Source organism: Vibrio variabilis, assembly GCF_003263785.1.
GTDB lineage: Bacteria > Pseudomonadota > Gammaproteobacteria > Enterobacterales > Vibrionaceae > Vibrio > Vibrio variabilis.
Genome location: NZ_JYJK01000073.1, coordinates 210,894 through 235,559 on the forward strand (window position 1 = coordinate 210,894; position 24,666 = coordinate 235,559).

Sequence of the window (24,666 nt, forward strand, 5' to 3'; positions counted from 1 at the left end):
GTACCTCAACAACTGTACGTGTGAGGTCTATAACCATTGTACGCATATTAATTGATATAAACTGTAAGGTTTCATCATCTTTTTTGACTCAAATCGACTTCTTACCAATACAGTTACTGACATGCAAAGTATGACATTTCCTTCTCCACCCTATATGAGTGCCTGAAAACATAAAATCCCCGCATAGAGCGAGGATCTTATTGTCAAACCATTGATTCTATTGAGTGATAAATCGGTCACATTTGGCAGCGCAGATAAAGTCGTTTTGGTGTAGCCCTTTGATAGAGTGACTCCACCAGGTCACGGTCACTTTACCCCACTCAAGCACGATCGTTGGGTGATGAAACTCCTCTTCGGCAAGCTCCGCCACTTGATTTGAAAACGCCCAAGCGAGCTTAAAGTTTTTAAACTTATAATGTTTCTCGAGCTGTGGAATCCCATCTCGCTGTACAATTTGCCAATCATTAAGCTCTGTCAGTAACTGCTGTTGTTCATCCTTACCCAGTGCAATTGCATCGCTGCTGCAGGCTTCGCAGCGTAGTTCATTAAGCATGTGTCATGTCCTTTGGTTCAAAAAGTGGAGGGAGTAAGCCCGATTCCATTGCTCGTGCGACGTCTTGGCTCAAGTCCTGTTGTTTTAGTTCATACAGCTGGCGAATGTCGTCCAGCACAAAGTAAGTCGGCTGCATAATGTCGATTCGATAAGGCGTTCTTAACACGTTATCGACATTAAACGCTTGGCGCAGCGGCCTTTCATCATCGAGTGCATACAGAGTCTCGCCTGGAGATGACAAGATACCGCCTCCGTAAATTTTTAAATCGCCGTTTTGCTCAACAAGTCCGAACTCGACGGTAAACCAATACAATCTCGCCAGATAGACTCTCTGCTTGCCGCTCGCTTGATAGCCAAGCTTTCCATAATGCTGAGTAAACTCGGCAAAATCCGGGTCGGTCAACATGGCGCAGTGACCGAAGATTTCGTGAAAGAAATCAGGCTCCTGAAGGTAGTCAAACTCTTCTCGAGAGCGTAAAAATGTCGCCACAGGGAACTTACGTGATGCTAACAGTTCGAAGAAGCGGTCAAAGTCGATCAGCGCTGGAACAGGCTCCACTTGCCAGCCAGTTTCACGCTGCAACACGCTGTTTATTTCAGTCAGCTGAGGCGCTCTATCCAGCGGTAAATCAAGCAGTTCAAGTCCGCGCAAATACTCTTTGCACGCTCTGTCTTTGACTAAATCCAGTTGGCGTTCAACAAGATCATGCCAAATGCGGTTTTCTTCTTCGCTCCAATCAATTATTCCCTGCTCATTCACAGGGTTAGATACATACTGAGTCATGCCATTTCCTTAACAAACTCTTTACATTAAGCCTATGTGTTTGGTTTTGGCCTGACAATAACCCCTCTAAATGACGCTTGCACTTCGCGTGTAACATAAATTTTACATGCGTATATTTTTAACTTTAAATTCAATCAATTGAATTTAGCCGATAAGTTTGACTAGCCCACTAAAAGCAACAAAAATTAAACTCATAATAATATCAAGGACGAGTGTATCAATAATGTTAACAAAGCCTACTTCCTCTCAAGCCCTTTGGACACCTAACGCGACTCGCGCTGCTCAAAGTCATATCCAGCAATTCATCAATGAACTCATTGCAGACAATCCCGCCTTAAACATTTCTGACTATCAACAGTTGCATCAATGGACACTAGATAATCCAGAGCATTTTTGGGAACGAGTATGGGGTTTTTGCGGCGTTGTGGGCTCGAAACAAGGTCAAACGACCACGCTTGGGGAGGCAGTATGGGGTAATGTCGTCCCAGCGAGAGACACTGTCTGGTTTCCAGAGGCGAAACTGAATTATGCAGAGAATCTACTCGACTATGGGACGAGAAACCCTGAAAAGGTCGCCATTTTATTTCAAAATGAGCAAGGCCATGTTGAGCAATACACTTGGAAAATACTCCTTGAGCACGTGTCAATCATGCAACAGTGGCTTCAAAGCATCAACGTAGCAGAAGGCGATGTCGTGGCTGGCTATCTCCCCCACTCTCCCTACGCCGTGATTGCTATGCTCGCAGCCACCAGTCTAGGTGCTATTTGGACATCGACCTCGCCGGATTTTGGTGCGGAAAGCGTTATTGAGCGCTTTGGACAAGTGAAACCCAAGGTGCTGTTTTGCGTGGATGGGTACCAATTTGGCGGTAAATCATTCTCCATGGCAGATAAAAACAGCGCCATCTCAAATGCAATAGACTCTGTTACCCACGTTTGCACTGTGGGATACCAGCACCTCGGTCAGAACGAGCCATCAATGCCAACTTCTTCTCAAATCAATTCCGGCAACGCTATCAACGTCGAATGGGAGTCCGTCATTGGTGACTTTCAAAGTGAATCGGTTCATTACCATCGCGTTCCGTTTAACTCTCCTCTGTTCATCCTCTATTCGTCCGGAACAACGGGAAAGCCTAAGTGCATTGTTCACTCTGTTGGCGGCATCACCTTAAATCATCTTAAAGAACATCAGCTGCATTGTGATGTTCGCTCTGACGATCGGGTGTTCTATTACACCACTTGTGGTTGGATGATGTGGAACTGGCACGTATCGGCACTGGCAAGTGGGGCGAGCTTGGTTATTTATGATGGCAACCCTATTTACCCCACGGAAAACGTACTGTGGGAACTGGCCAATCGCACGTCAGTAACCTTGTTTGGTACTGCCGCTAAGTATCTGGAAGCGATAGAAAAAAACGGCTTTGTCCCTAGAGAGAAGTTTGCACTTACCCACCTTAGAACCCTTTGCTCTACAGGCTCTGTTTTGTATCCAGAGCAATTTGATTATGTTTATCACGCCATCAAATCGGATCTCCATTTAGCGTCTATTTCCGGTGGAACCGATATTTGCGGCTGCTTTGTGCTTGGCAATCCTATATCCCCTGTTTATCGCGGTGAATGCCAAGCGCCGGTTTAGGCTTGAATGTCCAAGTCTTTAATACCAATGGCGAATCTGTCAAAGAAGAGCGTGGTGAACTGGTTTGCCTGAACAGTTTCCCAAACCAGCCCGTTGGCTTTTGGAATGACGATGGTGAACGTTACCACAACGCCTATTGGGCAGACTTCGAGCAGTGCTGGAGTCATGGCGATGATGTTTTGATGACTTCACACGGGGGTATGCGCTTTTTTGGACGCAGTGATGCGATACTCAATCCGGGAGGCGTACGTATTGGTACCGCTGAGATCTATCAGCAGGTTAATCAGCTCGATGGCATTATCGACTCCATCGCAGTAGGCAGAACACATCTCAATGATGAAAAGATTGTCCTATTCGTGCAGCTTTCCCCTTCTGTCGAACTTGATGACAAATTGCAGCATGCCATCAAACAGCAACTGAAAACGCATTGCTCACCTCGCCATGTCCCCTCAGAAATCTATGCTATCAGTGAGATCCCAAAAACCAAGTCAGGGAAGCTGGTAGAGCTGGCGGTAAAACAGGTGTTGCACGGCCAAGAAATAAAGAACAAAGGAGCGATCGCTAACCCGCACGTCCTTGATGAAGTCGCGCAGCTCGCTCACACAGCGTAACTGCCAACTCTCTGATTAAAAGACGCTTTACTAAGTTTCAATGTCGGTAAAGCGTCTTGCCCATCTACATGAACTGATTCTGAACTCTCCACTCATTCTTCATTCAGTGCCACTCGCCGATACTGGCTTCATCAACTGGCCGCATCATCTAACCAAGCTAACCAAGCGGCCTTTATCGATGGAACCATTGAACGAAAGGAACAGAATGATGAAATCACTTAGCGTAGTCGTTATCACCCTTAATGAAGAAAAACGTATCGCTCGCTTGCTGAGCGATCTTAGCTGCCAAACTTATCAAGACTTTGAAGTCATCGTTGTCGATTCGAATAGCGATGACCTAACGTGTGAAGTAGCCAGTAAGTATCAAGCTTCGCTGCCAAGTCTAACCGTACATCAAATGTCTCAGCGCGGCGTGAGCCTTGGCCGCAACACTGGCGCGAAGCTAGCGAAACATGAACGCTTGCTGTTTTTGGACGCAGATGTTCGTCTCGACAAAGATTTCCTCCAAAAGGCCATCGATAAACTTGAGCAAGAAAAGCTTGAAGTCGCCGGTGTCTATATGGGTTCACGCAACTTAGCACCGGCGTATAAAGTTTGCTATGGCCTGTTCAATGCTGGATTGTTCGCCACGCAATTCTTCTTCCCAACCGCCGTTGGCGCATGCATTTTTTCAACCAAACGTGTTCACCAAGAGATCGGTGGGTTCGACGAAGAGATCGTGCTTTGTGAAGACTGCCACTACGTCAAAAAGGCGTCTAGAACCTGGCGTTTCAGATTTCTGCCGATCAGCTTTCAATTCGATCCGCGCCGCCTCGAGCAAGATGGTTTCTTCAAAATGGGCTTTACCTACCTAAAAGCCAATGTCCGACGTTTCCTATTTGGTGAAATGCGCAACAACGAAATGGAATACCAGTTTGGCCATTATCAGAAACAATAGTCAAAAACAGTAAGGCAGAAACAGTAGCCAAAAACAGTAAGACAGAAACAGCGAATAAGGTAAATACAGCACAACAGGTCGCTGGATATAAAGTAGGTAGGGATTGGGTATGTTTGAAACATTGGGACTGTTTGTAGGTGCGCTTCTCGACGCATTGATTGGGCCAAACTTAGTGGTACCGGGTGAACCGTTTATGATAGCCGCTGGGTATCAGCTCTATTCGGGCGCATACATAGCCGTCGCTGCCGTATTATTCGGAGGCCTAATTGGTGACCAACTTAGCTTCCTTATCGGGCGTCGTTACGGCTTCAATGCACAAAAAGCCTTGCTCCGCTGGCAGCCTAAGATTCGCCGTCCTTTAGCGCGCTGTCGTCTTCTCATCAACCGAAATGCCTTTTGGGTTATTGCGTTTGCTCGTCTACTTGGTCCCATCGCTTGGGTTGTGCCTTTTATGGCAGGTGCGAATCACATTCGCTGGAAAAAGTTCACTGCCTACGCATTCGTCGGATTAGTTCTCGGTGTAGGTCAGTTTGTTACCTGGGGATATTTGCTTGCTGCAGGCGTTGACAACGTACCTATGCTGAGTGAAGCCGCAACGTTTGTTTCTGAGCACAAATACTCTTTAGGTCTATCACTTGTATCGCTGGCACTACTCTATTTCGGCATCAAAAAGCAGTGGCGCTATTCTTGGCTGAAGGCATCTAGCTTGTTTCTTGGTGGTATGCTGGCGCTCAATTACTCACACTTTTTTTGGTGGAGTGATAACGAGGTCGTCCCTTTAGCGCATACAGTGCCAACGGAAGTCACTTTATCAGAGCTTGATTATCGCGTGTACGCAGGTCAATCCACCGTTTACTCAGCGCAAGCAGTCAATGTGGTTTACTTGGGCGACACCCCGGCCGATTTAATGGGTGAATTAGGCTGGATTGAAAACAAGACCTTCTCGCGCAGTGACATCGAACTCAGTGATTATGTCCAGTTGTTGCAACAGAATACACCACCCGTTTCTGATTTACTTTGGAATGGGCAGCCACAGCATTTGGCGTTTCAACTACCCGGCACCCTTACTCATCGTTCACACATTCGTTGGTGGCAGGCGGGCATTGATTCGCAAACCCAACAAACCGTATGGATTGGAGCACTCAGCTATGATAATGGCCTTAAGTTGACGCCGTATGGCGGTATTTTGACGCTCCTTCATTCTGTCTCCCCGAATGTGGACATTGAGCGTGATCAGCTAAAAACCGATGTGTTTCGACTCAATGACCGCTGGAAAGCCAAGAACATTCCACTGGCGAGTGTTACTACCAAAAACCGACAGCATGACTACTCTACCGACGGGCAAGTATTAGTCGTCTCGGAACATGCATCGTATGTAAACAATCTACAACCCACTGAGAGTATTGATTTTATCTCGATGAGTTACGTTCCCCAGCCCTAAAAATGCCATTGACCCAATCCTGTCACTCGCAGATTTGTATACAAGCACAAAAGAGATTAATCAGCCGTGTCAAACTTCGACGGCTCGTTAATTAGCATTTAGCAGTGTGACGGATTGTATCAACTAATTTCAACCACATTGATGTTACAAAGGCGCATACCTAATATTCACGTTCAGCAAAAACATGCTCAGTTTTTGCAAAGTCAGCTCAAATAATAAAGGTATAAAACTCAATGATCACTTTGGCCCGTTTCGCATCTACAAGCGATCCAAACCAACTGCGCAGCTCAACGCGCCCACAACCTGCAGCGCCACCTATTCAAGCTGCTTTGTCTTCTCGAACCTCTATGAAAGAGCCTGCTCTTTTACTTGCTCGCCAACCCTTTACCACCCTCACTTTAACAACACTTTCTTCACTCTGTGGAGGATTGGCATGATAGAAATACACTGGACTGTCGCTTTGGCGATGAGCTTTTGCAGCATGCTAGGCGTTCTTCAAATGTACGGTCGACGCATTGATTCATTCTTTAAACGCGTTGTCGATAACATGTTGAGAGTCGGAAAAGGCTCTATGAAAGCGTCAAATTACTCGCAGCAGCGCACGGAAAGCGAGCTTTATCAGGTAGGACATCAAGAAAGAAAGTATGAGTTTGGCGACTACATCCGCCAGCAAAGCAAGCGAAAAGACAAGTTGTAGTTCTTAGCCATTCGATGCTAAAAAGCCCGTGACTCACTAAAGTGAATCACGGGCTCATTTCAAAAAACAGTTACGCAGTTAGGCTGTAACAGAGACAACAAGCCAGATGTTGTAAGCAGCGTAGCCTGTAAGCAGCATTGCTCCTTCAAATCGATTGATGCGCCCTTGGCGACCAAATCCGTAAGCCATAAAGAACAGCGCTACCGTCATCGCCATCATCACTAGCCAGTCACGCGAGAGAACAGCCTCTGGCACATTCGCAATTGGCGAAATCATGCCTGCAATACCCACTACCGCGAGGATATTGAACATGTTTGAGCCGACGACGTTACCAATCGCAATGTCATGTTCACCTTTGCGAGCAGCTGCGATAGAAGCCGCCAGTTCTGGCAAAGATGTACCTAATGCAACAATCGTCAATCCAATCACCAAATCACTAATGCCTAGAGATTGAGCAATCGTTACTGCGCCCCAAACAAGAATACGTGAACTCACCACCAGCAATACAAGGCCTAGTACAAGCCAGAAGATTGCTTTGCCTAATGACATGGTTTTCTCTTCAAGTTCATGCTGCGTGTCTGTCTCAAGCGGGTCACCTTTACCCTTGATTCCCGAGTAGATACTCCAGCTGATTAAGCTGAAAAAACCCACCAACAAAATCGCAGCTTCACCGCGACCTAATACACCATTCCAAAGTAATGCTCCTAGCAATAAGCTAATAGCGAACAGTAGCGGCAACTCTTTTTTCACAATCACAGATTGCACCATGATTGGCGCAATGATTGCGGTGACACCTAAAATAAGTCCGGTGTTAACAATGTTCGAACCAAGCGCATTCCCCAATGCCAACTCAGGATTCCCCTCAGCAGCTGCCATTGCAGACACCACCATTTCCGGTGCTGAGGTACCGAAACCAACAATCACCATACCGATAAGCAAAGGAGGCATGCCTGCGTGACTCGCGGTGGCTGCCGCACCATCAACAAATCGGTCTGCACTCCAAACCAATAAGATAAAACCAATTAGAATCGCCAGAGCGGCAAGTGTCATATCCGTGTCCTCATTAGGGAAAGATGAGTATTTTTGACGAGCAAGTCACTGTCAACAGTGACAATTTTAGGACGGGAATAGTGAACTTACATGAATTGCTTCGTCAAATAATGATTTTTATCGTCACGATAAAAAACGAGCCTAGAATGGCTCGTCTTTATCGCAGGATACACAATGGCTGGTGCTACCTATTATTCGTTGGCTTTGTTTAAGGCCACCCTCTGCAAGTTTGCATCAATCTCTTGATTGCCTAGCATACGCTCCCACAGTACGGAGATTTGATCCAAGCTACGCTCACTAGGATGCCGGGTGGGTGCTTCTAACAGCTCCCACTCTTCATTAGCTCTCGCCTCTGCAAAAACGAATTCAAACGCCAAACTGTCTGCCATACCCAATCTTAAGTCCGATACGATAAGCTTTCCTTGGTCTTGGCGATATCCCAAGAATCCATGAGAGAACGCTTCTAATCCTTTAAGAGTCTTTGGCTTTTCTTTTAGCGGCCACTCGCCACGAGAACGTTGAATGAAGTCAATTTGACTATCAGAATCGAGCAACGACGCCAAACCCTCGAAATACTGTTCACCTTCAACCACCACCACTCGCCACAACAGCGTATTAAATGGAGACGGGGTAATCAGCACCTGCTCATCACTGATATTTTGTGCAGCCAAGTTCTGCTCTACCCTATCGGCAATCACTTGCTGCGCAGCATAGCCCCAAACTAGATACAAGCTCGATACAGCAACAACTGCTTTACACCACACTCCTCCTCGTTGACGAGAGAACAAAGCAACGCCTATACCGAGCAGAAGTGGCAGAGTATAAAGAGGATCGATGATGAAGATATTCCCTACTTCAAAGTAGCCGGGAATTGGCCACAATAGCTGGGTGCCGTAGGTCGTCATCGCATCAATGGCAACATGAGTCACGAGAACGCTGAGTACTAAGGAAAAGACGCGATTAAAGGACCAAAACGTATCAGGTCTTAAACGGCAATATAGCCCACTGACAATAAGGGAAAACAGAGGAATTAGTAGCAACGAATGGGTAAACCCGCGGTGTTTTATGGTGTTGCTTACGGCATCACCGTAATCGAGTACGACATCTAGATCTGGCAAAGTACCAAGCGCAGCGCCTGTGAGAAGTACCTTTGCATTACATTGCTTGCCAGCTATCGCACCAGCAACGGTTGCCCCTAGGGCCGCTTGTGTAACGGAGTCCATTGAAGATTAATCAACCCTAATTCTGTTAACTATTTGTTTTAGCTTACGTAACTTCCTCTAGTTTACGTAACTAATTTAAAAAAAAAAAAAGACCACTCGGATTTAGATTGCAAAGGTCTAAATCTTCTTTTGGGACTTTAGCCATTTCAGCCCTTCTCGCTTGGCCAATCCTTCAATCTTTTGAGTATCGATAAACTCAATCACTGCTGCAGCGTTAGTCTTTGAGTATTCCCTCAAGCTCCAACCAATCGCCTTTTGAATAAAGAACTCTTTGTCTGCTTGGTTTTCAGCGATGATGGTAAACAATAAATCTTGATCGGTATTTTTTTTGAACTTTAACTGATAGAGGATTGCAGTGCGTCTTAACCAAATGTTGTCACTCTTGCGCCATTGCTTAATCACACTGCTTGCTTCATCCGGAAATTGCAGAAATAAGCTGGCTACAATGTGCGTCGCCAACATGTCTACCGTATCCCACCACGACTTTGTCGTGATCCAACGCTCAACGTGTTGAAGGAAAGATACTGATAACACTTTCTTTTTCTTGATAAGTAAATCGACAGCAACGAGTTGATATTCTCTTTGAGGTAAAGCCCAGAGCTCATCAACAATAGCAGCCAATTCCTCTAAGCTGGGCAAATGCGGTTTTGAGAATAGAACTTTTAACGCGTCACGTCTTGGCCCTGATTGAATCCCATAGAACTCATACTGGTCTCGCATGTATGCCTTCATGAAGGTGGCATTATCACTGTTTCTTAGAGGCTCTAGCGCCTGTTTAACTTCAATGCTCCAATCGTGCATCACTACTCCACATTCATTAGCTGTCGCTGTGCTCCTCATTAAAACAGCGAATGTAGTAGTCGCCAAGTGTTTGTTGACCGTATCGAGGAGCGATGGCATCTTGCGCCAACATAGTCAGGAAAAACTCAGCCGGCCCTCCCCATTTCTCTGGTAGCCGTCTCGCAATGACAAGCCCAAACCTTCGAATAAGGTCTGGCAGAACAATTATTTTCGACTCTTTGCTTTGGGCACTAAATGCAAGCTCAATCATTTCACGCGTAGACAATACCTCAGGTCCACCAACATCTAGCTCCTGTTCTGTGCGATCAATCGCCTCAATGCAGAATCGAGCGAGGTCCGCGCCATGAATCGGGTTCACACGCACACCCTCCAGCCCAAAAAGATACCCTTTTCCTTTGGCTGTCATGTTGTAGATCTCTTTTAAGTCAGAAAAGAAGCCATTTGGGCGAATGACACAAGGTTCCAGCACGTCTGAGTTTAACAGTCTGCGCGCAAATCGCTCTTTTGCGGCAAGCAATCTGACGTTTTGATGGTGGTCAGCACCGAAGGCTGAAATGTAGATGAACTTTTTCACCTCTGATTTTTCTGCCGCTTCAAGCACATTGAGATTCGCTTGATAGTCAATATCCATATAGGTGACATCATCACGTTGTCGAGTGATACCTAGACATGAAATCACTACATCAACATCGTTAAAATGACCTTCCAATTGCTTAGGATTCGTTACCTGAGCTTCCACTATCTGCGACGTATCTAGCCCCATTACTTCTAACTTAGTGCGATTTCGAGCTAACGCCTTGAAGCGAGCCTCTCGCATCAACAACTCTTTTAGGATGTGCTGACCTAGGTAACCGGTCGCGCCAACAACTAAGATATTTTGGGTTAGTGACATACCTATATCTCCTCTTTTGCTGTCTGCTCTGATTCGGGACGATACGGCTCTTCTCGCAAGATATGGCTCACCAGTAACATATCAATACCGCACCAAAAACCACCTCTTACCTTTGGGAAGCTCCTGTTAACATTCATAACAAAACTCTTTGTAGACCACTTGGTCTTTTTAAAGTATAACGTCAATCTGATCGAGTAAAGATCTTTTTTGACCAGTTGGTCTAAATAATAAAGGCTGTGTTACTATTATTGAATTGGTTCAGAGAGTTAGAGATAAAAATGCCGAAAATCGTTGATCATGATAAGAGACGTCAAGAGATCGCCCTCAAAGCGACGACCGTGTTTTTAGAGCATGGTTACAAGAACGTGGGTATGCGCCAACTATGTGACTTGTTAGGAATGAGCAAGAGTGCTGTTTATCATTACTATAAGAGCAAGGATGAACTCTTTAAGGCCGCGACTGAGGCTATGGTGAGTTTTGATTCGGATGCTTTAATTGATTTCCCGAGAACAACAGACGCCTCGCGTTCTCAACGAATAGACAATTTTATCGCCATATTTAGGCAGCTTTCGCCACGGTTTTTTCAAGAAATGCAGCTTGTCGCTGATTACATTGAAGTCATTGGACATGAGAATGTATCAAGTGACCCGAGTATGAATGTGGCGAATCAAAGGTACTTAGCGCTATTAAATGACTATGTCTGCAACACACACTCGAACGAGCTCTATACCTTGATGCTTGGGCTCTTAAACCACCAACTGATGACGGGCGCTGAGCTCGAAGATGCTTATGTATCTAGCTTAGTTGGCAAGCATATCGCCTAAAGTCATCACAACGAAAAGGGAGGCGAAAGCTCCCTTGTTCAATCACTCGCTAAGCGAACACGCGCTGCAATCTAGCGATAGCTTCTATTACTCTTGAGCGCGGCATTGCCAAATTAAACCGAAGGAACTGCTCGCCTCCCAAACCAAACGTCGAACCATGATTGGATGCGATTTTGGCTTCACTTTGTACCTTCTCGATAACCTCTTTAGGTACCAAACCTGTTTCTGAAAAGTCGACCCAAGACAGGTATGTCGCCTCGAGCGGCATCGATTTCAAACCTTTGATCGAGTTGATACCTTCATCAAATAAGCGACGGTTCTCATCTAGATATTCCACCAAAGCCTCTAACCACGCTTCACCATGTTCATAGGCCGCCGTTGCCATTAACATGCCCATTCGGTTTGGCCCTATGCCCGCAGCATTGAGCACAAACTTAAATTTATCTCTAAGTTCAGGGTTCGGGATGATAGCAGCGCCGGTTAACGCAGAAGCGATGTTGAAGGTTTTGGTTGTCGCTGCCAGAATCACCATGTTTTGCTCATGTTCGGGGGCAGCGAGTGTCGCGACGGTATGCTTGTTAGGAGGGAAAACCAGATCGTGGTGGATCTCATCGACCACAAGTACCAGATCATGACGCGCACAAAAGTTAGCGAGGTCTTGGATCTCTTGCTCTGTCCATACGCGACCACCCGGATTATGCGGTGAGCACATGATCACGAGCTTCTCTGTGCCATTAAGACTTGCTTCAAGCGCAGCAAGATCCATTTCATAGCGACCGTGCTGTTGAACCAATGGGCTTTCTACTACAACACGTTGGTTTGCTTTAATGACTTTTGAGAATGCGTGGTATACGGGCGTGAACAAAATAACGCCATCACCGGGCCCAGTGTAAGCTTGGACACAAAGTGCTGTCCCTTGAACGAGACCTGCACAAGTGACAATCCAATCAGGAGACACTTGCCAGTCATGCCTCTTACCCATCCAGTTAACAACGGATGCTTTATAGCGCGAGTCATCACCGTAGTAGCCATTAACACCGTTTTCAGCGGCATCGACAAGCGCTTGGTTGACGGCCTGTGGCGCTTTAAAGTCCATATCCGCGACCCACATCGGAAGACCATCATCAGTAGAAACGCCAAAGCTCGCTTCCATCTCATCCCATTTTGCTGAATGGGTTCCTCTACGCTCTACAATCTCATCAAAGTCAAACATGCCCAGTCCCTATCTCACCACGCCAACTAAATAGCGCATTTTCGAAACAATAGAGCCAGTTTAAACTCTTGATTTCAATAGAGCTAGTGGCTCGACATGGTTAATTGTAAGTGTCCTGTATGGGGGTCTGTCGATTCATCAACAATCGTAAACCCGCAGCGACGATAAAAACCAATCGCCCGACAATTGTCTTTGTAGACAGAGAACGAGAGCGAGTCGCGCTTCTTGCGAGCATCCATAATCAAACGCATGCCAATACCGCCGCCTTGCGCTTGCGGCTCAACAAAGAGTGCTGCTAATTGATCATCTGCTAACGCATAAAAACCAATGACCCGGCCAGCGTGCTCGTAAACATAAACCTCTGAGTTTGGAAGGTAGACGTTGCGCATATCATCGAGTTTGTCGTGCCAAAACCTTGGCTCTACAAAATCATGAGACTCGACAGAAGCGGTCAGCCAAACTTTTAAAACACTATCGATATCTGCTTCGTTGTATTCTCTGATCATGAGGGTATTCCGTTTCCTAGCTTGCTCAAAATACGATTCTCAGTGCCGAGGCACGACTTCAATAGTAGCTGGAAATTATGATCACAAAGGGAAATCAGTCGATATTTTCTAAAGTTTGCAGTTTGGCCTCAACTTTACTGCAAATGTATTCACCAATAGGGATAGCGGAGGTAGCCGCCGGGGATGGTGCATTGCAAACATGTAGGCTGCGAGCGGTCTCAGCAAACAAAAAATCGTGTACCAAACTGCCATCAGACATCACTGCCTGAGCTCTAATACCAGCGGGATAAGGCAGGAGTTCATCCACCTTGATGGATGGGCAGTACTTTTGAACTAGCTGAAGGTAGCCCGGACGCCAAATAGAATTCTTAAACTCTCTCAGACCCGATTTCCAATTCGTAAGTGATACACGCCAAAAGCCCGAGAATTTGAGCATATCAATCGTGTCTTCAAGGCTAAAGTTGATACGCCCATAACCTTCCCGTTTAAAGCCTTGCACCGCATTCGGCCCCACCGTCACCGAGCCATCAATCATTCGAGTTAAATGCACACCTAAAAACGGCAGCTCTGGATCTGGGATTGGATAGATGAGATGGCTAATGATGTCATGATGCTTAGCTGGTAGCTGATAATACTCGCCGCGGTAAGGAATGATTTGAAAGTCGACGTCAATACCCATCATCGACGCCAATCGATCCGCCATCAGCCCACCGCAAACGACGAGTTGGCGGGCTTGTAGAGTGGTTGGTGTTCCATTGGTCATGCCATTGAGTTCGACCCAATCTTGTTGCTCTTTTAACGCTGTGACTTCCGTCGACAACAGCACTTTACCTCCAAGTAACCGAAACTGCTCCGCCATGGTTTGTGTGACCAATTGATAGTCAACAATGCTGGTTGCTTCTACTTTTATCGCCCCCAACCCAGTGATGTTGGGTTCAATTTGTTCCAGCTCTGTTTGGCTCAGCAGCGATACATCGATACCGTTTTCGATACAGCGCTCATAGAGAGCATCCATTCGCTGTTTCTCAACTGCGTTTGTAGCGACTAAGAGTTTTCCGCAGTTCTCTACAGCAATGTTGTGCTTCGCGCAAAAACGTTTCGTTTCCTCCGCGCCGCGCTTACAAAAATCCGCTTTGAGGCTTCCCGGTTGATAATAGACACCCGCGTGAATCACACCGCTATTATGGCCAGTTTGATGCTTGGCAAAGTTCGATTCTTTCTCGACCAACACTATCGATGCGTGAGGGTATTTTTGCTTTAACTGCCACGCCGTTGACACCCCAACAATACCGCCACCAATCACTATGAAATCATGGACTTTTGACATCACTTTTCCTTGTGAGCAACTTGAATGTTCTCACCATACCCTGTACGTCTCTAGTGAGGAAGTGCTGGCGTCACTGCTTTACATTTAAAATCTTACAGCACGCTAAACCGGGCACTCATTCACAGTTAATTAGAACTAAAACGAAGACCTGTAAACTTTCCATAGTTTCGAGGCGGTAATATACTTTCGACGAAAATATGCAATTATCCAAAACACAACTCAGGAGCCTCATATGGCCAACATCGTATACATCGCCACCAGCTTGATGGTTATATCGCCGACAAAAATAACGGCGTTGATTGGCTGCATGATATTCCAAACCCAGAAGGTTCCGACTTCGGCTTCGCTGAGTTTATGGACAGAGTTGACGCTCTGGTTATGGGACGTAATACACTAGAGATCGTATTGAGCTTTGATTGTGACTGGCCATACTCAAAACCTGTGTTTGTGTTGAGCAACACGATGACTGAGGTACCTGAGGGTCTTGAGGGCAAAGTTTTCTTGGTCAAAGGCGAACTTAAAAACATCGTTGCCGACCTAGCGTCTCAAGGTTACAACGACCTGTATATTGATGGCGGTAAAACCATTCAGAGCTTCCTCAATGAAGATCTTATCGATGAACTGATTATTAGCACGATTCCAGTTTTGCTGGGCGGAGGGATTCCTCTGTTTGGTGAGTTAGATAAACCGTTGAAGTTTAGGCACGAGTCAGCTGTAAGATATGCGGATTGCATTGTGAAAAATCGGTTTGTGAGGGTATAAGGTCAACCTCTCACAAACAGAGACTGGCTTTTAGATCAAGCCAGCCCTACAGTTTTTAACTTTCAAATGAAAGCTTACCCCAAACGCCCCACTCCAATCCTTATCAAACTGCTCAACCGCAGGTTCAATCGCTGGGTGTGAGAACATCTGTGCAGCGACATCCACCGGCAACGTTATCGCGCCGATACCTAGCTTCATCACGTCCATCGCCTGCTGAACATTCTTAAAACTGGCCGCCAAGATCTTCGACGACAACCCATTTTTTTCAATAAGAGTTTGAATATCTCGCACCACCGCAACACCATCGCCATTCATTGCATCAATGCGGTTAACGTACGGCGCGAGATAATCAGCACCGCAAAGCGCAGCCATAAAGCCTTGCTGAGCGGTGTAAATAGCGGTAGCCAGTACCTGAATACCCTCTTTTTTCATAAGCTTAATCGCAGCGAGACCGGTTTCTGTCGCTGGCACTTTCACTACCATATCGTAAGGAAGTTCATTAAGCATTTTGGCTTCCGCCACCATTGAAGCAACGTCTTTGCTCACTACCTGAGCATGGAAACGCGCCTCTTTTCCTAGTACTTCTGACATTGACTGTAGCGTCTCAGTTAAGCCTGTACCCGATTTCGCAACAATCGTAGGGTTGGTGGTGATGCCCTTCAACGGGAAGCATTGGCTATAGCGCGCGGTTTCGTTTACGTCTGCGGTATCTAAGTACAATTCAATCATAGTCATCTCTCAGTTCTTTATTTGAGCAATCTCATGTTGTGAACAATATAGATCTGCGGAATGTTTAAGATCTTGACTTCGATCAAAACAAACTTCATATGAAAGATTTAAATTTCATTTAACGAAAGCAGTAGTTTACTTTAAATGAAAGGCGAAAAGTTAGAGGTAACCATGTACTTCAACATACAACGATTTTCTACACATGATGGCGATGGTATCCGCAGCATACTATTTCTAAAGGGTTGTAGCTTAGCTTGTCCGTGGTGTCAGAACCCTGAAAGTCGTAGCCCTAAACATTCATTGCTATTTGATGAGCGTAGCTGTCTAGTCGATTGCAATGCTTGTAGCGATGCTTGCCCTTCAATTGAAAGGTCTCAAGACAGCGGTGATATTACAATAAATCGTCAGACGCTCGACCAATCACAGATCATCGCCCTTAAAAATGTATGCCCAACTCAAGCGCTAAGCGTGTGTGGTGAAGAAGCAAAAGAAGAGATGCTCATCAACACGCTCATGAAAGACAAGCCTTTTTATGATCAAAGCGGTGGTGGAGTGACTTTCTCTGGTGGTGAACCGCTTATGCAGTCAGAGCTCGTTTCGTCTATCGCGAGCCAACTAAAACAGCAAGACGTCAACACAGCGATTGAAACTTGTATGCATGTTCCTTGGAAGAACGTCGAACAAACAGCGCCATTTATAGACTGTTGGCTTGCTGACCTCAAACACACCAACGACGAAAAATTCCAGCAATGGGCGCACGGTTCCTTGAAGCGCATTAAGGCGAACTTCCAAAAGTTAGCACCTATTGCCAAGCGTATTGTGATCCGAGTACCTGTGGTACCGGGCTTCAACGATACCGAAACCGAACTGGCCGACATTATTGATTTCGCAGCGTCACTCGAAAGCTGCAAAGAGATTCACTTACTGCCCTATCACACTTTGGGCATCAACAAATATCGTCTGCTCGATATGCCTTATTTATGTGCAGACAAACCACTGAACAATCCTGAACTGCTTGAATACGCGCAACAGCACGCAAAGCAGTATTCACATATGAACGTAATCGTACGAGGTTAATGACTATGGAACTCAACTACTTACCACAGCGTATTCAAGACCATAAAAAAGCATTGGTGAACATTGTAACGCCACCGATCTGTACAGAACGTGCCGAGGCGTACACTAAGGTTTATCGTGAGAATGAAGATAAGCCAGTGATCGTGCAACGTGCCCTCGCACTTGAGGAACACTTAAGAACGCGCACTATTTGGATCGACAACAACGAGTTGATCGTTGGTAACCAAGCGAGCAAACTGCGCGCGGCGCCAATTTTCCCAGAATACACAGTGCGCTGGATTGAAGCGGAGATCGACGGTCTTGCTGATCGCCCGGGTGCTGGCTTTCATGTCACCGAAGAAGACAAAGAAGTCATTCACTCACTGACGCCATACTGGCGCGGTAAAACAGTACAAGATCGTTGTTATGGCATGTTCACCGATGAGCAAGAGGCCATTCTTGCAAGTACTATCATCAAAGCAGAAGGCAACATGACCTCTGGTGACGCACACCTTGCCGTCGACAATGAAAAGATCTTGGCTCTAGGTTTAGATGGTTTGATCACGGAAGTCGACGATTACCGCCGAGCCAATGATATCTCTAGCTATGAAGGGTTGAAAAAGGAGCAGTTCTACAAATCGGTAGACATCGTACTTCGTGCTATACAGCAGCACATTTTACGCTTTGCTGAGCTTGCTTCTAACATGGCAAAAACCGAAGCAGACACCAAGCGTGAACAAGAACTGGCTACTATCGCAAGCAACTGTGAACACATCGCTTACCATGCACCAACAAACTTCTGGCAAGCACTACAGCTAAGCTATTTTGTTCAGCTTATGCTGCAAATTGAGTCGAACGGTCACTCGGTATCATTCGGCCGCATGGATCAGTATTTGAACGACTACTACGTTGCGGATATCAACAGCGGTAAACTTGAGCATGGCTTCGCTCTAGAATTGCTGCAAAGCTGCTGGCTAAAACTGCTTGAAGTGAACAAGATCCGTTCCGGTGCTCACTCTAAAGCGTCAGCAGGCTCTCCTCTATACCAAAACGTGTGTATCGGTGGTCAAAAGCTCAGTGAGAACGGCGAGCCAATGGATGCCGTAAACCCTTTATCTTGGGCAATCCTTGAGTCATGCGGCCAGCTTCGTTCTACGCAACCAAACTTAAGCGTTCGTTATCATGAAGGGCTTAATCAAGAGTTCTTGATGGGCTGTATCGAAGTCATCAAGTGTGGCTTTGGTATGCCGGCATTCAACAATGATGAGATTGTGATCCCTGAGTTCATCAAGCTAGGCGTCGAACGCGAAGATGCTTACAACTATGCTTCAATCGGCTGTATCGAGACCGCTGTTCCGGGTAAATGGGGATATCGCTGTACAGGCATGAGCTTTATTAACGTCGCTCGTATCTTGCTAGCCGCTCTCAACGAAGGCAAAGACGCGACGACTGGAGAGTGCTTCTTGCCGCATGACAAGTCGTTGGCGAAGGGCAACTTTGCCAATATGGATGAAGTCATGAGTTCATGGGCCGACCAAGTTCGCTACTACGCCAGAAAGTCGATTGAAATTGATACAGTCGTCGATACGGTTCTGGAGCAGCAAGCTCAAGATATCTTCTGCTCATCATTAGTGGACAACTGCTTACCTAGCGGCAAAACCGTTAAAGAAGGCGGTGCAAAATACGACTGGGTGTCTGGTCTACAAGTGGGTATCGCTAACCTCGGTAACAGCCTAGCCGCTATCAAACATCTTGTGTTTGATGAACAGCAAATCAGCCAACCTGAGCTTGCTAAGGCGCTAGCAGAAAACTTTGAAGGCTCAGAGCAGGAGCAGCTTCGTCAACGCATTTTAAACTTTGCACCAAAATACGGAAACGATGATGACTCTGTCGATTTACTGCTTGCTGAAGCGTACCGGGTGTATATCGACGAGCTAAATAACTTCGTCAATACCCGTCATGGTCGTGGCCCGATTGGTGGGGGTTACTATGCAGGTACATCGAGTATTTCTGCGAACGTTCCATTTGGCGCGTCTACTATGGCAACACCAGACGGCCGAAAAGCGACGACTCCACTTGCTGAAGGCGCGAGCCCTTCCTCAGGTTCTGATCGTTTGGGGCCTACGGCGGTCTACAACTCTGTTGGCAAGATCCAAGCTGATAAGATTTTGGGGGCGTACTACTCAACCAGAAACTATCACCAGCAGCCGTTGCATCTGAAAGCGACAAACTCAAGCTGTCTATGTTGATTCGTACCTTCTTCAATCACCACAAAGGATGGCACGTTCAGTACAACATCGTATCGAGAGAAACACTGCTCGCCGCGAAACGTAACCCTGAGCAATATCGTGATTTGGTCGTTCGTGTCGCGGGTTACTCTGCGTTCTTTACTGCGCTGTCACCGGATGCTCAAGACGACATTATCGCGCGTACTGAACACGAGCTTTGATTCAAGCTAGAAACTTCATTTCGCATTTTTTTGTGAAGAACTAGGCTTTCGAATGAAACTTAAATGAAAGAGAGCTATAATAGCTCTCTTTTTGTTTGGTGATCGCTTTAAGTAGATCCCTGCCTACGCAGGGATGACGCTATTATTCGGGATGACTGGTCACTGCGTTCGTCATTCCTGCGCAGGCATGAATCTTGCTGAAGTAAGCACCATCCATTTAATCACATCATCACCAAATCAAACGTTTCAAAAGTTGAAGCCAAACGCCCCAAGGAGAGACTATGAACTCCAGACAATCTGAAATCCTCAACCTCGTTAACGACAGAACTCGAGTACAAGTCAGCGAGCTGTCTGAACTAACGGGTGTGTCTGGCGTCACCATTCGTCAAGATCTTAACTTCTTAGAACAAAACGGCTACCTAAAACGGGTTCATGGCGCAGCGGTTTCGCTGCAAAGTGACGATATAGAGTCTCGCCTAGAGGTGCACTTCGACATCAAGCAGCAACTGGCAAATAAAGCTGCCGATCTTGTGGCCTCAAATGAAACCGTTTTGATTGAAGGTGGTAGTGCCAATGCCTTGCTGGCTCGAACCTTAGCAGAGCGTGGCGATGTTACTATCATCACACCGTCTGCTACATCGCTCATTTAATTCGCCACACCTCAGCCAACATTATTCTGTTGGGCGGCGTCTATCAGCATCAGGGAGAGAGCTTGGTCGGCCCGCTAACCAAGCTATGTATTGAAAACATTCACTTCAGCACAGCCTTCTTGGGTATCGATGGCTTTGATATTGATACCGGCTTTACCAGCCGAGACATGATGCGTGCAGACATCGCCAGTACCATCTTAGGTAAGAAACGCCGCAATGTGGTGTTGACCGACTCCAGTAAGTTCGGACAGATATTCCCATCATCCATCGGTAGCACAGAAGAGATCTCAGTACTTATCACGGATAAAGCTGCCCCAAAAGACATACTTGAACACCTTAAGTCCAAGGGCGTTGAGGTCATTGTCGATTAGCCAAATATCTCTGGTTTGGTGTGAGGCTTGGCATAAGTGAGCCTCCCCAAACTATCGGTCACATGGTAGTTGTCCAAACCTGATACCGCGACACTGCCTAGCGATTCAATATCAATGTAACCACCCTCCGCAATCGCCTCTCGCTCCACGTGCAAATGCGTGATCTCTCCGATAAGCAGCACCACCCCGTTCAAATCGATGGTTTGACTGCTTCTAAGCGCCAGCGAGTATTTGAGTCGACTCTCTGCCACAAAAGGTGCTCGAACGCCCTCTTGCCATTGTGGTGTTAGTCCCACGGCTTCAAACTCGGACACCTCTTTTGGGTATCGCGCCGATGTTTGGTGTGCTCGTTTCCAGATGCCGCTATTTACATGATTAATGGTGTATTCGCCCACCGACTGAATATTCTCTAGCGTGTCCCTGGTAACCGAATGCGGTCTGGAAATCATCCCTATTAATGGCGGATTGGCTCCCAAATGAAAGACCGAACTCACTATGGCGAGATTGGTGTTTCCTTCATGATCGGCAGTGCCTACAAGGTTGGCGCTTTTAAAGCCAGATAAGCTATTGACGAAGTTGGCACGATAACGGTCTTCTAGGTTTCGTATGTCTTGATTTGTCACATGCATGCGTATCGCTACCTAAGTTAAGTACATTGAGGTGAAATAAGGTACTGAAGTTAGATGTGTTTCGATCACAGTGACACTGATTTACTCACTATGTGGTCACTGCTACCATGTACGTTATCGAGAAAGTCGCGTTTGAGCTGGGATATCAGGATGTTAGCAACTTCAATCGAGCCTTTAAGAAAGTAACTCAACTTTCACCTTCCGCATTTCGAAACAGACAAAATCGCCAACTCACCTAATTCCACTTCTTCTATAAATATATTTAAAGGTGTATAATTTCATTAATACTTTAAGATAAACGATTACCGAGTTTCACATGCAGTTCAAAAAAATGGAAGCACCTATAGATATGCAAAAAGGTGCTAGATTTGAGACAAAGTCACATGGATTTGTAACAGTTATTGACTATTACAACACACATACCGTGATTGTTGCATTTGAGAACACGGGCAATATTCGCTCTACCACGGCTTCCAAACTGCGTGCAGGTCAAATTACTGACCGAGCAGCTCCCATTCAATCGTCGATGGTTGGAGAAACGGTATTATCTCCAAAACATGGATTACTGACCATCACTCAGGTTGAGTCTGAGAATGTTATTCTATTAGAGACTGAAGAAGGCGAAGAAATTCGCATGCTTCGTCCAGCAGTACAAAAACTACGCGAGAGTAGTAATGAAGCTGATTTAGAAAACGAACAGCCGCAACTTCCAACTTCTTTGAGTGCACTCACTAAAAGAAATAAGAAAACTAAAGATGTAAATAAAATGCTTAAGAAAATGCTTACTGACTACGGTAAATAATAACTCTCTGCACTGCCATTGCATTCATAGCGCCTTGTATAATCAAAAACCCACCCATTTACACTACAAATAACACCACCCTTTCCTATACTTCTCAGTGAACCATAACACTTAAGAGTTAAAGACGTCATAATCGAGACTTTAACTCAAATTAATGCGATCCACGTCACAAGGTCAATTTGGTTTTGTGACGCAGGTCTATTGTTGTTTTGGTCAATTTGGATATGATTTGTACCATCCAATAGCGAGGAAAAGCCTTCCTCCCCTATAAACTCACAAGAGAATGATGATATGAAAAAGATTATGGTTGTATGCGGAAATGGTCTTGGTACTTCACTGATGATGGAAATGGCAGTTAAAGAAGTAGCAGGTAAAATTGGTCTGGATGCCGAAGTTGATCATGAAGATCTATCATCTGCAGCGTCAAGCACTGCTGATATTTGGGTAGCTGCAACAGACGTTGCTAACCAACTAGCTGACGCTGGTAAAGAAAACATTGTAAGCCTTGCGAATATTTTTGATAAAGCTTCTATCGAAGAACAATTGAAAAAGTTCATGTAAGGAACCGTTGTAATGCAAAATTTCTTCGAGTTTATGCTTGGCTTATTAAAAGAGCCGGCAATCATGGTAGGTCTAATAGCTTTCGTGGGCTTAATTGCCCAGAAAGCTGATGTATCGACCATTCTAAAAGGCACTATTAAAACCGTAATGGGTTTCCTAATTTTGGGTTTCGGTGCTGGCGCACTTGTTGGCGCACTAAATAATTTCTCTACTGTATTTACAGAAGCCTTTGGCGTAAGTGGTGTTATTCCGAATAACGAAGCAATTGTTGCTCTAGCACAAGAAGCGTTCGGTTACGAAATGGCACTAATTATGTTTTTCGCATTCCTTGTGAATATTATTTTAGCGCGCTTCACTCCGCTAAAGTTTATTTTCCTTACAGGTCACCACACCATGTTTATGTCTATGCTGGTTGCGGTAATCCTGTCTACAGCGGAAATTCAAGGTGCGATGCTAGTGGCTATGGGCTCTATTATCGTTGGTTCGCTGATGGTTATCATGCCTGCTCTAGCACAGAAATATACTGTAAAAGTAATGGGCACTGACCAGCTAGCTATGGGTCACTTCTCAACGTTCTCGTACCTTATTGCGGGCTTCGTTGGTAGCAAGTTCGGTGATGCATCTAAATCAACAGAAGATATCAACGTACCAAAGAGCCTAATGTTCTTGCGTGATACGCCTGTTGCGGTTGCAACGACTATGGCTATCTTCTTCATGTTTGCTTCTATCTTTGCAGGTGGCGAATTTGTAGAAAGCGTGTCTGGCGGTCAAAACTGGGTTGTGTTCACCTTTATGCAATCACTAACGTTTGCCGGCGGTGTGTACATTGTTCTTCAGGGTGTGAAAATGTTGATTGCGGAAATCGTTCCAGCATTTAAAGGCATCTCTGACAAGCTAGTACCGGGCGCAAAACCAGCACTAGACTGTCCAATGGTATTCCCAGTTGCGCCTAATGCAGTATTGATTGGTTTCCTATCGTCCTTCTCTGCTGGTCTTGTGGCTATGGGTATCCAAGGTGCATTTGACTGGACGATTATTGTAGCCGGTGTTGTACCTCACTTCTTCGTAGGTGGCGCAGCAGGTGTTTATGGTAACGCGATGGGTGGTCTACGCGGTGCGGTTCTTGGTGCATTCACCCAAGGTCTATGTATCTCGTTCCTACCAATGCTACTGCTACCGGTTCTAGGTGGTCTTGGTCTAGAAGCAACAACGTTTGCTGACTTTGACTTCGGTGTTGTTGGTCTAATTCTAGGTTGGTTGGTTCAATGAGTATCTTTAATCTAATCGGCGATAACGGCATCGTTATCTGCAACGAAGAAAATCTATCGGTTGACGCAGCACTGGACATCACTTGTTCAAAGCTACTAGAGCAAGGCAAGGTTGAAGCAAGCTACCTTGAAGCTATCAAAGAGAAGCACAAAGAAATCGGTGCTTACTATGTACTGGCTCCAAAGATTGCAATGCCTCACGCTCGCCCAGAAGACGGTGTAAACGAAGCGGCGCTTCAAGTGACTGTGTTCAAGAACGGTGTGGATTTAGAGTCAGAAGATAACGGTGACGTTTACTTCTCAATCACACTAGCGGCAATGGATTCAGACAGCCACATCCAAACCATTATGGCGCTGGCTGAACTGTTCCAAAACGAAGATGACGTTGACGCTATCATCGCTGCACAAAACGAAGCTGAGATTATTGAGATTCTGAAAAAGTACTAACCTCAATAAGATACGCTTGAAATAGAAAGCCCTTGTATGCAGATACAAGGGCTTTTTTTATGAAGTCGAATTGTCTATTTGATTTCTTCAGCGGCCAAGTGCAACGCGCGCTCTTTATCGAACATTTCCGCATTAAAGATGACAAAACCGTTGAACAAGATGCCACTAGTTACTTGAGGTCGCCCTTTAAAGCCCGCCGATGCTAGCCTTTGACATACTGCGTCAGGCGCCGATTGATAAACAACATCCAAAAAGGGCAGCTGGCCATCGGTTACTATGCCCTGCGCGTTAAACTGCTCAATCGCGTCTGCAAATAGGTCTGAGTCGGTGTGTTCAATGATCTCAATAACGTGTTCCAATCGCATGTATTACTCAATTCCATTTTAATCATAGAGTTACTGCCAGAGTGTACACTAGTTCTCGCCCCGGTTACATGGATTGGATCAA

At 45.8% G+C, this 24,666-nt stretch carries 21 protein-coding genes and 5 pseudogenes; 14 read left to right on the forward strand and 12 right to left on the reverse strand.

The features are described 5' to 3' along the window. Positions 1-217 precede the first annotated feature (217 nt). Positions 218-553 (reverse strand): 4a-hydroxytetrahydrobiopterin dehydratase, encoded by a 336-nt coding sequence (locus TZ48_RS11870; protein WP_112479292.1) that lies wholly within the window; start codon positions 551-553, stop codon positions 218-220. Next, positions 546-1,337, reverse strand: a complete 792-nt coding sequence (gene phhA / locus TZ48_RS11875; protein ID WP_112479293.1) for a phenylalanine 4-monooxygenase — start codon at positions 1,335-1,337, stop codon at positions 546-548. The genes TZ48_RS11870 and phhA overlap by 8 nt, the downstream gene beginning before the upstream one ends. Positions 1,338-1,560: 223 nt before the next feature. Between phhA and TZ48_RS11880 the strand changes: the two are divergent. From TZ48_RS11880 to TZ48_RS11900, 4 genes and pseudogenes are all read left to right on the forward strand, one after another. Then, a pseudogene (locus TZ48_RS11880) lies at positions 1,561-3,584 on the forward strand (acetoacetate--CoA ligase). 208 nt (positions 3,585-3,792) lie between these two features. Continuing rightward, positions 3,793-4,521: a glycosyltransferase family 2 protein gene (locus tag TZ48_RS11885; protein ID WP_112479294.1), complete on the forward strand. Its 729-nt coding sequence runs from the start codon at positions 3,793-3,795 to the stop codon at positions 4,519-4,521. 109 nt (positions 4,522-4,630) lie between these two features. Further along, positions 4,631-5,962: an LssY C-terminal domain-containing protein gene (locus TZ48_RS11890; protein ID WP_112479295.1), complete on the forward strand. Its 1,332-nt coding sequence runs from the start codon at positions 4,631-4,633 to the stop codon at positions 5,960-5,962. 433 nt (positions 5,963-6,395) lie between these two features. Beyond that, the gene (locus tag TZ48_RS11900) at positions 6,396-6,659 is read left to right on the forward strand and encodes a hypothetical protein (RefSeq protein WP_112479297.1); all 264 of its coding nucleotides are present in this window, start codon (positions 6,396-6,398) and stop codon (positions 6,657-6,659) included. Between the two features lie 78 nt (positions 6,660-6,737). On the opposite strand, the gene TZ48_RS11905 is transcribed toward TZ48_RS11900, so the two are convergent. The 4 genes from TZ48_RS11905 to TZ48_RS11920 all read right to left on the reverse strand — a co-directional run bounded on the left by TZ48_RS11905 (position 6,738) and on the right by TZ48_RS11920 (position 10,625). Next, on the reverse strand, positions 6,738-7,709 hold the full coding sequence (locus TZ48_RS11905) for a calcium/sodium antiporter (RefSeq protein ID WP_112479298.1): 972 nt from the start codon (positions 7,707-7,709) through the stop codon (positions 6,738-6,740). A gap of 191 nt (positions 7,710-7,900) precedes the next feature. Further along, positions 7,901-8,932, reverse strand: coding sequence for a metal-dependent hydrolase (locus TZ48_RS11910; RefSeq protein ID WP_112479299.1), 1,032 nt, complete (start codon positions 8,930-8,932; stop codon positions 7,901-7,903). 117 nt (positions 8,933-9,049) lie between these two features. Further along, on the reverse strand, positions 9,050-9,733 hold the full coding sequence (locus TZ48_RS11915) for a DNA alkylation repair protein (RefSeq protein WP_112479300.1): 684 nt from the start codon (positions 9,731-9,733) through the stop codon (positions 9,050-9,052). A 16-nt stretch (positions 9,734-9,749) separates the two neighbouring features. Next, a complete protein-coding gene (locus TZ48_RS11920) occupies positions 9,750-10,625 on the reverse strand; it encodes an SDR family oxidoreductase (protein WP_112479302.1) in 876 nt (291 codons plus the stop codon). Positions 10,626-10,903: 278 nt separating this feature from the next. Between TZ48_RS11920 and TZ48_RS11925 the strand changes: the two genes are divergently transcribed. Continuing rightward, a complete protein-coding gene (locus TZ48_RS11925; protein ID WP_112479303.1) occupies positions 10,904-11,449 on the forward strand; it encodes a TetR/AcrR family transcriptional regulator in 546 nt (181 codons plus the stop codon). Positions 11,450-11,498: 49 nt separating this feature from the next. Here the strand turns inward: TZ48_RS11925 and TZ48_RS11930 are convergent, their stop codons facing one another. From TZ48_RS11930 to lhgO, 3 genes are all read right to left on the reverse strand, one after another. Then, positions 11,499-12,662, reverse strand: a complete 1,164-nt coding sequence (locus TZ48_RS11930) for a MalY/PatB family protein (protein WP_112479304.1) — start codon at positions 12,660-12,662, stop codon at positions 11,499-11,501. 83 nt (positions 12,663-12,745) lie between these two features. Continuing rightward, positions 12,746-13,168 (reverse strand): N-acetyltransferase, encoded by a 423-nt coding sequence (locus TZ48_RS11935; RefSeq protein WP_112479305.1) that lies wholly within the window; start codon positions 13,166-13,168, stop codon positions 12,746-12,748. A gap of 94 nt (positions 13,169-13,262) precedes the next feature. Beyond that, on the reverse strand, positions 13,263-14,495 hold the full coding sequence (lhgO, locus tag TZ48_RS11940) for an L-2-hydroxyglutarate oxidase (protein ID WP_112479307.1): 1,233 nt from the start codon (positions 14,493-14,495) through the stop codon (positions 13,263-13,265). Positions 14,496-14,727: 232 nt separating this feature from the next. Here lhgO and TZ48_RS11945 point away from each other — a divergent pair. Continuing rightward, a pseudogene (locus TZ48_RS11945) lies at positions 14,728-15,257 on the forward strand (dihydrofolate reductase family protein). A gap of 55 nt (positions 15,258-15,312) precedes the next feature. On the opposite strand, the pseudogene TZ48_RS11950 reads toward TZ48_RS11945, so the two are convergent. Next, positions 15,313-15,986: pseudogene (locus TZ48_RS11950) on the reverse strand (fructose-6-phosphate aldolase). Positions 15,987-16,157: 171 nt separating this feature from the next. Here TZ48_RS11950 and TZ48_RS11955 point away from each other — a divergent pair. The 3 genes and pseudogenes from TZ48_RS11955 (at position 16,158) to TZ48_RS11965 (ending at position 20,512) form a co-directional block, all read left to right on the forward strand. Then, positions 16,158-17,063: a glycyl-radical enzyme activating protein gene (locus TZ48_RS11955; RefSeq protein ID WP_112479361.1), complete on the forward strand. Its 906-nt coding sequence runs from the start codon at positions 16,158-16,160 to the stop codon at positions 17,061-17,063. Positions 17,064-17,068: 5 nt separating this feature from the next. Continuing rightward, positions 17,069-19,491: pseudogene (locus TZ48_RS11960) on the forward strand (formate C-acetyltransferase/glycerol dehydratase family glycyl radical enzyme). A 281-nt stretch (positions 19,492-19,772) separates the two neighbouring features. Continuing rightward, positions 19,773-20,512, forward strand: a pseudogene (locus tag TZ48_RS11965) (DeoR family transcriptional regulator). Here the strand turns inward: TZ48_RS11965 and TZ48_RS11970 are convergent. Then, complete coding sequence (locus TZ48_RS11970; protein ID WP_112479308.1) at positions 20,509-21,141, reverse strand: flavin reductase family protein; 633 nt, start codon at positions 21,139-21,141, stop codon at positions 20,509-20,511. The pseudogene TZ48_RS11965 and the gene TZ48_RS11970 sit on opposite strands and share 4 nt — an antisense overlap. A gap of 107 nt (positions 21,142-21,248) precedes the next feature. Between TZ48_RS11970 and TZ48_RS11975 the strand changes: the two genes are divergently transcribed. The 5 genes from TZ48_RS11975 (at position 21,249) to TZ48_RS11995 (ending at position 24,219) form a co-directional block, all read left to right on the forward strand. Beyond that, complete coding sequence (locus TZ48_RS11975; RefSeq protein ID WP_112479309.1) at positions 21,249-21,380, forward strand: helix-turn-helix domain-containing protein; 132 nt, start codon at positions 21,249-21,251, stop codon at positions 21,378-21,380. A gap of 77 nt (positions 21,381-21,457) precedes the next feature. After that, positions 21,458-21,943, forward strand: coding sequence for a hypothetical protein (locus tag TZ48_RS11980; protein ID WP_112479310.1), 486 nt, complete (start codon positions 21,458-21,460; stop codon positions 21,941-21,943). 291 nt (positions 21,944-22,234) lie between these two features. Next, a complete protein-coding gene (locus TZ48_RS11985) occupies positions 22,235-22,504 on the forward strand; it encodes a PTS sugar transporter subunit IIB (RefSeq protein WP_042470938.1) in 270 nt (89 codons plus the stop codon). 12 nt (positions 22,505-22,516) lie between these two features. After that, positions 22,517-23,773 (forward strand): PTS ascorbate transporter subunit IIC, encoded by a 1,257-nt coding sequence (locus TZ48_RS11990; protein WP_112479312.1) that lies wholly within the window; start codon positions 22,517-22,519, stop codon positions 23,771-23,773. Further along, a complete protein-coding gene (locus TZ48_RS11995) occupies positions 23,770-24,219 on the forward strand; it encodes a PTS sugar transporter subunit IIA (protein ID WP_042495172.1) in 450 nt (149 codons plus the stop codon). The genes TZ48_RS11990 and TZ48_RS11995 overlap by 4 nt, the downstream gene beginning before the upstream one ends. Before the next feature lie 74 nt (positions 24,220-24,293). On the opposite strand, the gene TZ48_RS12000 is transcribed toward TZ48_RS11995, so the two are convergent. Further along, positions 24,294-24,584: a hypothetical protein gene (locus TZ48_RS12000; protein WP_042495170.1), complete on the reverse strand. Its 291-nt coding sequence runs from the start codon at positions 24,582-24,584 to the stop codon at positions 24,294-24,296. Positions 24,585-24,666: the final 82 nt, after the last annotated feature.

Bases quoted from the DNA above. Each gene is read 5' to 3' on its own strand.
- TZ48_RS11890 (WP_112479295.1), top strand. From the start codon at position 4,631: ATGTTTGAAACATTGGGACTGTTTGTAGGTGCGCTTCTCGACGCATTG.
- TZ48_RS11915 (WP_112479300.1), bottom strand. From the start codon at position 9,733: ATGCACGATTGGAGCATTGAAGTTAAACAGGCGCTAGAGCCTCTAAGA.
- TZ48_RS11980 (WP_112479310.1), top strand. From the start codon at position 21,458: ATGCAGTTCAAAAAAATGGAAGCACCTATAGATATGCAAAAAGGTGCT.
- TZ48_RS11885 (WP_112479294.1), top strand. From the start codon at position 3,793: ATGAAATCACTTAGCGTAGTCGTTATCACCCTTAATGAAGAAAAACGT.
- phhA (WP_112479293.1), bottom strand. From the start codon at position 1,337: ATGACTCAGTATGTATCTAACCCTGTGAATGAGCAGGGAATAATTGAT.
- TZ48_RS11900 (WP_112479297.1), top strand. From the start codon at position 6,396: ATGATAGAAATACACTGGACTGTCGCTTTGGCGATGAGCTTTTGCAGC.
- TZ48_RS11975 (WP_112479309.1), top strand. From the start codon at position 21,249: ATGTACGTTATCGAGAAAGTCGCGTTTGAGCTGGGATATCAGGATGTT.
- TZ48_RS11910 (WP_112479299.1), bottom strand. From the start codon at position 8,932: ATGGACTCCGTTACACAAGCGGCCCTAGGGGCAACCGTTGCTGGTGCG.
- TZ48_RS12000 (WP_042495170.1), bottom strand. From the start codon at position 24,584: ATGCGATTGGAACACGTTATTGAGATCATTGAACACACCGACTCAGAC.
- TZ48_RS11930 (WP_112479304.1), bottom strand. From the start codon at position 12,662: ATGTTTGACTTTGATGAGATTGTAGAGCGTAGAGGAACCCATTCAGCA.
- TZ48_RS11995 (WP_042495172.1), top strand. From the start codon at position 23,770: ATGAGTATCTTTAATCTAATCGGCGATAACGGCATCGTTATCTGCAAC.
- TZ48_RS11905 (WP_112479298.1), bottom strand. From the start codon at position 7,709: ATGACACTTGCCGCTCTGGCGATTCTAATTGGTTTTATCTTATTGGTT.
- TZ48_RS11870 (WP_112479292.1), bottom strand. From the start codon at position 553: ATGCTTAATGAACTACGCTGCGAAGCCTGCAGCAGCGATGCAATTGCA.
- lhgO (WP_112479307.1), bottom strand. From the start codon at position 14,495: ATGTCAAAAGTCCATGATTTCATAGTGATTGGTGGCGGTATTGTTGGG.
- TZ48_RS11935 (WP_112479305.1), bottom strand. From the start codon at position 13,168: ATGATCAGAGAATACAACGAAGCAGATATCGATAGTGTTTTAAAAGTT.
- TZ48_RS11925 (WP_112479303.1), top strand. From the start codon at position 10,904: ATGCCGAAAATCGTTGATCATGATAAGAGACGTCAAGAGATCGCCCTC.
- TZ48_RS11970 (WP_112479308.1), bottom strand. From the start codon at position 21,141: ATGCATGTGACAAATCAAGACATACGAAACCTAGAAGACCGTTATCGT.
- TZ48_RS11985 (WP_042470938.1), top strand. From the start codon at position 22,235: ATGAAAAAGATTATGGTTGTATGCGGAAATGGTCTTGGTACTTCACTG.
- TZ48_RS11955 (WP_112479361.1), top strand. From the start codon at position 16,158: ATGTACTTCAACATACAACGATTTTCTACACATGATGGCGATGGTATC.
- TZ48_RS11990 (WP_112479312.1), top strand. From the start codon at position 22,517: ATGCAAAATTTCTTCGAGTTTATGCTTGGCTTATTAAAAGAGCCGGCA.
- TZ48_RS11920 (WP_112479302.1), bottom strand. From the start codon at position 10,625: ATGTCACTAACCCAAAATATCTTAGTTGTTGGCGCGACCGGTTACCTA.